The sequence below is a fragment of the Gammaproteobacteria bacterium genome (genome assembly GCA_037388465.1).
In the GTDB taxonomy this organism is placed as follows: domain Bacteria; phylum Pseudomonadota; class Gammaproteobacteria; order SpSt-1174; family SpSt-1174; genus JARRKE01.
In genome coordinates this window covers 1-5,449 of the sequence record JARRKE010000107.1, presented here as the reverse complement: position 1 = coordinate 5,449, position 5,449 = coordinate 1, and the positions used below count along the sequence as shown (strand labels likewise).

At 62.9% G+C, this 5,449-nt stretch carries 8 protein-coding genes; 4 read left to right on the top strand and 4 right to left on the bottom strand.

Translation table 11 applies throughout. The annotated features are described in order from the left end of the window. Positions 1 to 77: 77 nt before the first annotated feature. Both P8Y64_13370 and P8Y64_13365 read right to left on the bottom strand, forming a co-directional pair. The gene (locus tag P8Y64_13370) at positions 78 to 869 is read right to left on the bottom strand and encodes a PhzF family phenazine biosynthesis protein (protein ID MEJ2061454.1); all 792 of its coding nucleotides are present in this window, start codon (positions 867 to 869) and stop codon (positions 78 to 80) included. A 62-nt stretch (positions 870 to 931) separates the two neighbouring features. Beyond that, complete coding sequence (locus P8Y64_13365; protein ID MEJ2061453.1) at positions 932 to 1,993, bottom strand: EamA family transporter; 1,062 nt, start codon at positions 1,991 to 1,993, stop codon at positions 932 to 934. A 116-nt stretch (positions 1,994 to 2,109) separates the two neighbouring features. On the opposite strand from P8Y64_13365, the gene lexA reads away from it, so the two are divergent. The 4 genes from lexA to P8Y64_13345 are packed head-to-tail and all read left to right on the top strand — an operon-like array spanning position 2,110 to position 4,710. After that, positions 2,110 to 2,700, top strand: a complete 591-nt coding sequence (gene lexA, locus P8Y64_13360; GenBank protein ID MEJ2061452.1) for a transcriptional repressor LexA — start codon at positions 2,110 to 2,112, stop codon at positions 2,698 to 2,700. Between the two features lie 5 nt (positions 2,701 to 2,705). Continuing rightward, positions 2,706 to 3,935 carry a DNA polymerase IV gene (locus tag P8Y64_13355; protein ID MEJ2061451.1) on the top strand — a complete coding sequence of 410 codons (1,230 nt, stop codon included), beginning with the start codon at positions 2,706 to 2,708 and terminating at the stop codon, positions 3,933 to 3,935. Between the two features lie 59 nt (positions 3,936 to 3,994). Further along, positions 3,995 to 4,360 (top strand): VOC family protein, encoded by a 366-nt coding sequence (locus P8Y64_13350; GenBank protein ID MEJ2061450.1) that lies wholly within the window; start codon positions 3,995 to 3,997, stop codon positions 4,358 to 4,360. A gap of 11 nt (positions 4,361 to 4,371) precedes the next feature. Next, complete coding sequence (locus P8Y64_13345; protein ID MEJ2061449.1) at positions 4,372 to 4,710, top strand: TfoX/Sxy family protein; 339 nt, start codon at positions 4,372 to 4,374, stop codon at positions 4,708 to 4,710. 41 nt (positions 4,711 to 4,751) lie between these two features. Here P8Y64_13345 and P8Y64_13340 read toward each other — a convergent pair whose 3' ends face one another. Together P8Y64_13340 and P8Y64_13335 are read right to left on the bottom strand one after the other, a co-directional pair. After that, positions 4,752 to 5,021: a hypothetical protein gene (locus tag P8Y64_13340; GenBank protein ID MEJ2061448.1), complete on the bottom strand. Its 270-nt coding sequence runs from the start codon at positions 5,019 to 5,021 to the stop codon at positions 4,752 to 4,754. 62 nt (positions 5,022 to 5,083) lie between these two features. Next, the coding region (locus P8Y64_13335) for a hypothetical protein (GenBank protein MEJ2061447.1) at positions 5,084 to 5,449 on the bottom strand (366 nt) is incomplete at its 5' end.

Sequence of the window (5,449 nt, the reverse complement as noted above, 5' to 3'; positions counted from 1 at the left end):
ATGCCGCCGACCAGGCGGTTTATCTTGCCAAGACGCAGGGTCGCGACCGGGTCGTGGTCTATGCGCTGGAGTGAAGGTCAGGCCAGCAGCCGGCCGGCCAGCGTCGTCACGGCCTGGCCGCGCAGGTACACCCGCGCCCCCGCCAGCCGCATGCCCACCACGCCGCCGCGGGCCGACGCCTGATAGCCGACCAGTTCGGTTTTCCCGGTCTTTTCGGCCCAGTACGGCGCCAGGCGGCAATGCGCCGAGCCTGTCACCGGGTCTTCCGGGACGCCGACGCCCGGAGCAAAAAACCGCGACACGAAATCCCATCCCGGCTGGTCACTGACTGCGGTAACGATAACGCCCCGCACCGGCAGTACCGCGAGCCCGGCCATATCCGGCGTCAGGCCGCGCACCGCTGCCGCATCCGGCAGCACGACCAGTAGATCGTCGCGGCCGCGCAGGACATCCACCGGCGTGACACCCAGCGCCTGCTCCAGCCCCCGCGGCATGTCGGCCTGCACGGGTGGATCGCTGGGGAAGTCGAGCTGTATCGCGTCATCCCTGCGAACCGCTTTCAAGGCGCCGCTGCGGGTGTGGAAAACGAGTTCGGGCGCCGATACCCCGGATTCATTCCACAGCACATGCGCGGACGCCAGGGTGGCATGCCCGCACAGGTCCACTTCCGTCTTGGGCGTAAACCAGCGCAGATCCCATGCGTTGTCTCCACGCGGTACGAGAAACGCCGTTTCCGAAAGATTCATTTCGGTCGCCACCCGCTGCATCCAGTCCGCATCGCGTGCCTGTTCCAGTAGGCAGACCGCGGCCGGGTTACCGGCGAACGGCCGGTCGGTGAAAGCATCAGCGGTATAAATCGCGAGGGACATGCAAAACCTCCGTGTGTTTTCCGAAACGCATCATAACGCGCGCCCGCCAAAAATCGGGCCTCCTAATGCCGGTGCCGGTGATGCAGGTCGGGATAATGCGGGTGGCAGTGGATCAGCGGTTCGTGGACATGGAAATGGGTGTGCGGCTCGTGCCCGTCCCAGGGGAAATCGTGTTCGTGTTGATGATGCGCATCGTGCAGGTGGGCATGTTCGTGCGCCAAAGCCTCGTGGGTATGCGTATGTTCGTGATGCTCGCTGATATGCAGCCACACGCCGATCGCCATCAGGAGCGCGGCAACCCAGAACACCACGCCCGGTACAGCGCCGAACACCAGCATGGCGACCACCGCTCCGATGAACGGCGCGGATGAAAAATAAGCCGCCGTGCGCGCGGCGCCGATCTCGCGCAAGGCCCGCACGAACAACACCAGACTGATGCCGTAGCCAAACAACCCGACGATACCCACCAGCAACAGGCTGCTCCATGCGGCAGGCGACCAGCCCGTATAAACGGCCAGGGCGAGGTTGATACTGCCGGCGATACCGCCCTTGAGCGCCGTGATCTGCACCGGGTCCCCGCCCGACACCTTCCGGGTCAGGTTGTTGTCGATGGCCCACCCGGCACAGGCGGCCACGACCGCCAGCGCCCCCAGCACAGGCCAGTCGGCCTGCGGGCCGTTCCACGCCAGTAACCCGCCCGCCACGGTGATCAGGGCCATGCCGGTCACCAGACGGCGGTCGAAATTCTCGTGAAATACGAACCACGCCATTACGGCGGTGAACACCCCTTCCAGATTGAGCAACAGGGCCGCATTGGCCGCCGGAATCATCGCGAGCCCCGTCATCAACAGCACCGGTGCGACCGCCCCGCCAAACAGGATGGCGCCGGCCAGCCAGGGCGCGTCCTGGCGAGTCAGCGGGGCTTCACGCTGCATCTGCTCTTTGCCGATCAGCAGCCGGGCCAACAACCAGACGGACAGGCCGAGCCCCGAGCCCAGATAAAGCAAACCGGCCAGGGCCAACGGCGGCACCTGCCCCAGCAGCAACTTGGCGGCCGGCGTGCTCACCCCGAACAAGGCGGCCGCCAGCAGTGCCATCACAATGCCCTTATGCAGAGTTTTCATATCCCCGGCACTCTACCAGAGCCTGAATCCGGGCCAGAACATTTCGTGCTTGCCAAACGTTCCATAAATGTTCTATTTTCATACATAGAACTTTTATCGAACGTTTGAGGTGGGCCATGCATCCCAAGCAAGCCGAGATCCTGCAATACCTCCGCGACTATCAGGCCCTGCACGGCCGCGCGCCCACGCTTGGCGAAATCGGCCGAGCCGTGGGGCTGGCCTCACGCAGCACGGCCCATTACCACGTCAATGCACTGGTCGAGGCCGGCCACCTGGAACGCAGCCCCGGCTGGCGCGGCGTACGCCTCGCGGAGGAACACCAGAATCCGCTCGCCCTCCCCCTTGCCGGACGCATTGCCGCCGGGCATCCCATCGAGGCCATTCCCGGCCAGGACGAGATCGACTTCGCCGGCATGCTGCTGGGTCCCGACCGCTACGTATTGCAGGTGCGCGGCGACTCCATGGTCGAGGCCGGCATCCTGGACGGCGATTACGTGGTGATGCGGCGGGCGGAAAGCGCCGACGACGGGGATATCGTCGCCGCCCTGATTGACGACGAGGAAGCCACCCTGAAACGCCTGCGCCAATGCCGCAACGGCGAGGTGCTGCTCATCCCCGAAAACAGCCAGATGACCGCCCTGCGCTATGACGCCGAACGTGTGCGCATCCAGGGCATCCTCGTCGCCCAGTTGCGCAGCTACCGGTGAACGCCATGAACAGACCCGCACTCTGGCCGCGCGCCATCCTCCTGATGGACATGGACGCCTTTTTCGCCTCGCTGGAGCAGCGCGACAATCCGGACCTGCAGGGCGAGCCGGTCGCCATCACCAACGGCGAACAAGGCACCTGCATCATCACCTGCTCCTACGAGGCCCGGAAATACGGCATTCACACCGGCATGCGCCTGAAGGAGGCGCGCCGCCTCTGTCCCGAACTGATCCGCATCCCCTCGCGCCCGCGGCATTACGCCGCGGTCTCCACCGCCATCATGGAGGCATTGCGCGACATCACGCCCGACATGGAGGTGTTTTCGGTAGACGAGGCCTTTCTGGACATCACCCACTGCCAGCGCCTGCACGGCACGCCCGAACACATCGCCCGCATGGTCAAGGAGCGCGTGCAAGCCGTCTCCGGGCTGAAATGCTCGGTAGGCGTCAGCGGCGACAAGACCACCGCCAAATGGGCCGCCCAGCAGAACAAGCCGGACGGCCTGCTCGTGGTGCCCCCCTGGGAAGCCGCTGCACGGCTCGCCGGCGAACCCGTCACCGCGCTGAGCGGCATCGCCGGCGGCATCGGGCGTTTCCTGGCGGAACACGGCGTGCAGACCTGCGGCGACATGCAGCGCCTGCCCATCAGCGTGCTGGCGGATCACTTCGGCAATCTCGGCCGGCGCATCTGGCTCATGGCCCAGGGGCTGGATCCCGCCCCCGTACGGCTGGAAGTGGAGCCGCCCAAGTCGATGGGTCACGGCAAGGTCATGCCGCCCGATACGCGTGACCCGCAGAAACTGTCCACCTATTTGCAGCACATGGCGGAAAAGGTCGCCTCGCGCCTGCGCCGCCACGACATGCAGGCCAGCCTGTTCTTCATCGGCCTCAAGACGCGGATCGGGTGGCTGGGTGGCAGGTACCGCACGGCAGCCCCCACCGACGACGGCGCGCAGATCATCCGTCTGTGCCGCACCCTGCTGCGCGAGGAATGGCACGGCCAGGGCGTCCATCAGGTCCAGGTCACCGCCCTGGATCCCGTCCCGCGCGATTACCAGGGCGATCTGTTCAGCGAGGGTGAATCGCCGCAACAGCAGATCAACTTCCTGCGCGACCGGATCAACGGCCGTTATGGCGACTTCTCCGTTGCACCCGCTTCCCTGCTCAACCGCTCACCCGCGCCGGACGTCATCGCGCCCGCCTGGCAGCCGGATGGACACCGCAAAACCGTCTGAAGGTCTCCTGTACTAAGCTCCTTGAATGCACGCAAAGCGGCAAAGGCAGACCAACCATGATCATCGACCATCTCGGACTCGCGGTCCGTAACGCGGAAAAGAGCAAACGGTTCTATACCCAGGCCCTGGCGCCGCTGGGGATCGGCCCGGTAATGGAATTCGAAGGCTGGTCGGGGTTCGGCAAAGCGGGCAAGCCGGAATTCTGGTTCGGCGAAGGTGATGTTGCGCAATCGCCCATGCACATCGCCTTCGCCGCCGACAACCGGCAGGCCGTGAGAAAATTCTACGAGGCCGCTCTGACAGCCGGGGCCAAGGACAACGGGCCGCCCGGCATTCGGGAGCATTATCATCCCAACTATTACGCCGCCTTCGTCATCGACCCGGACGGTCACAATATCGAGGCCGTCTGTCACAAGCCCGAATAACCGGCCAAACCATGCCCGTCAGCAACGATTACATCGAATACGTCAGAGAATTGTTCGAGGGGCTCGGCACGATTCGGACCCGACGCATGTTCGGTGGGGCGGGTGTATATTGCGACGACCTGTTTTTCGCCATCATCGTCGACGACGAACTCTTCCTGAAAACCGACGAAACCAATCTTCCCGACTATTTGGAATACGGTATGGAACCGTTTCGCTACACCAGCAAAAACGGCCGCACCGAAACCATGCGCTACTACCCGCTACCGGCCGACATCATGGAAGACAATGACGCATTACAGCTGTGGGCACGCAAGGCACTGGATGTCGCCCTGCGCGCCAAACGGAGCTGATATAGCGAGATAAAAAAACGGCGTTCTATACCACCTGATTATCAGGCCGTTTTATGCCGGTCGGGCAACACCGCCAGAATAATGAGGCCAAGCAGCGAGAACAGCCCCAGCAAGCCCCAGGCACCGTGGTAACCCTTGCCCTGTGCATAGTTCCAGCAGCCCCAAAGGAAGACCCCGATTCCCATCAGCAACATCAGCGAACCGAGCGCCGACATCCCGCTTCCCTGCATTTGCAGATATCGCCCAAAGACCTGCAAGACGATACCGACACCCACGCCGATGTTCGTATTCCTTTTTTGTTCAGCCAGCATGTTTCCCCTCCCCCTTATCGATATGTCGTTTCAATTACCCATAGCCACCCGCATATTCTTTGTTATTTCTGCCGCCCCAAATCAATGACCCGCTCTATACGCTGATCCGGAATGAGCCACATCAAGGCCACCAACACGTACAGTCCACCCGCAATCCATTGACTCAGAAAAGCGGAAGGAATCGCGACGGCATACAGGATAGGCGATATTTTTCCTTTAATGTCGTTTCCCACAGCCACCTTCAAAAGCGACCCTTCACCCTGATAGGCGATAATCCTGCCCTGCAGGATCCAGTAGGCAATGGAGGCCATCAGCAAAACCACACCGTAGAGGGCAGTCGGTGCCGGCGCGAAGTGATTCTCCCCCATCCATCCCGTCACGAACGAGATAAGCGACAGCCAGAACAGCAGATGCAGATTGGCCCACAG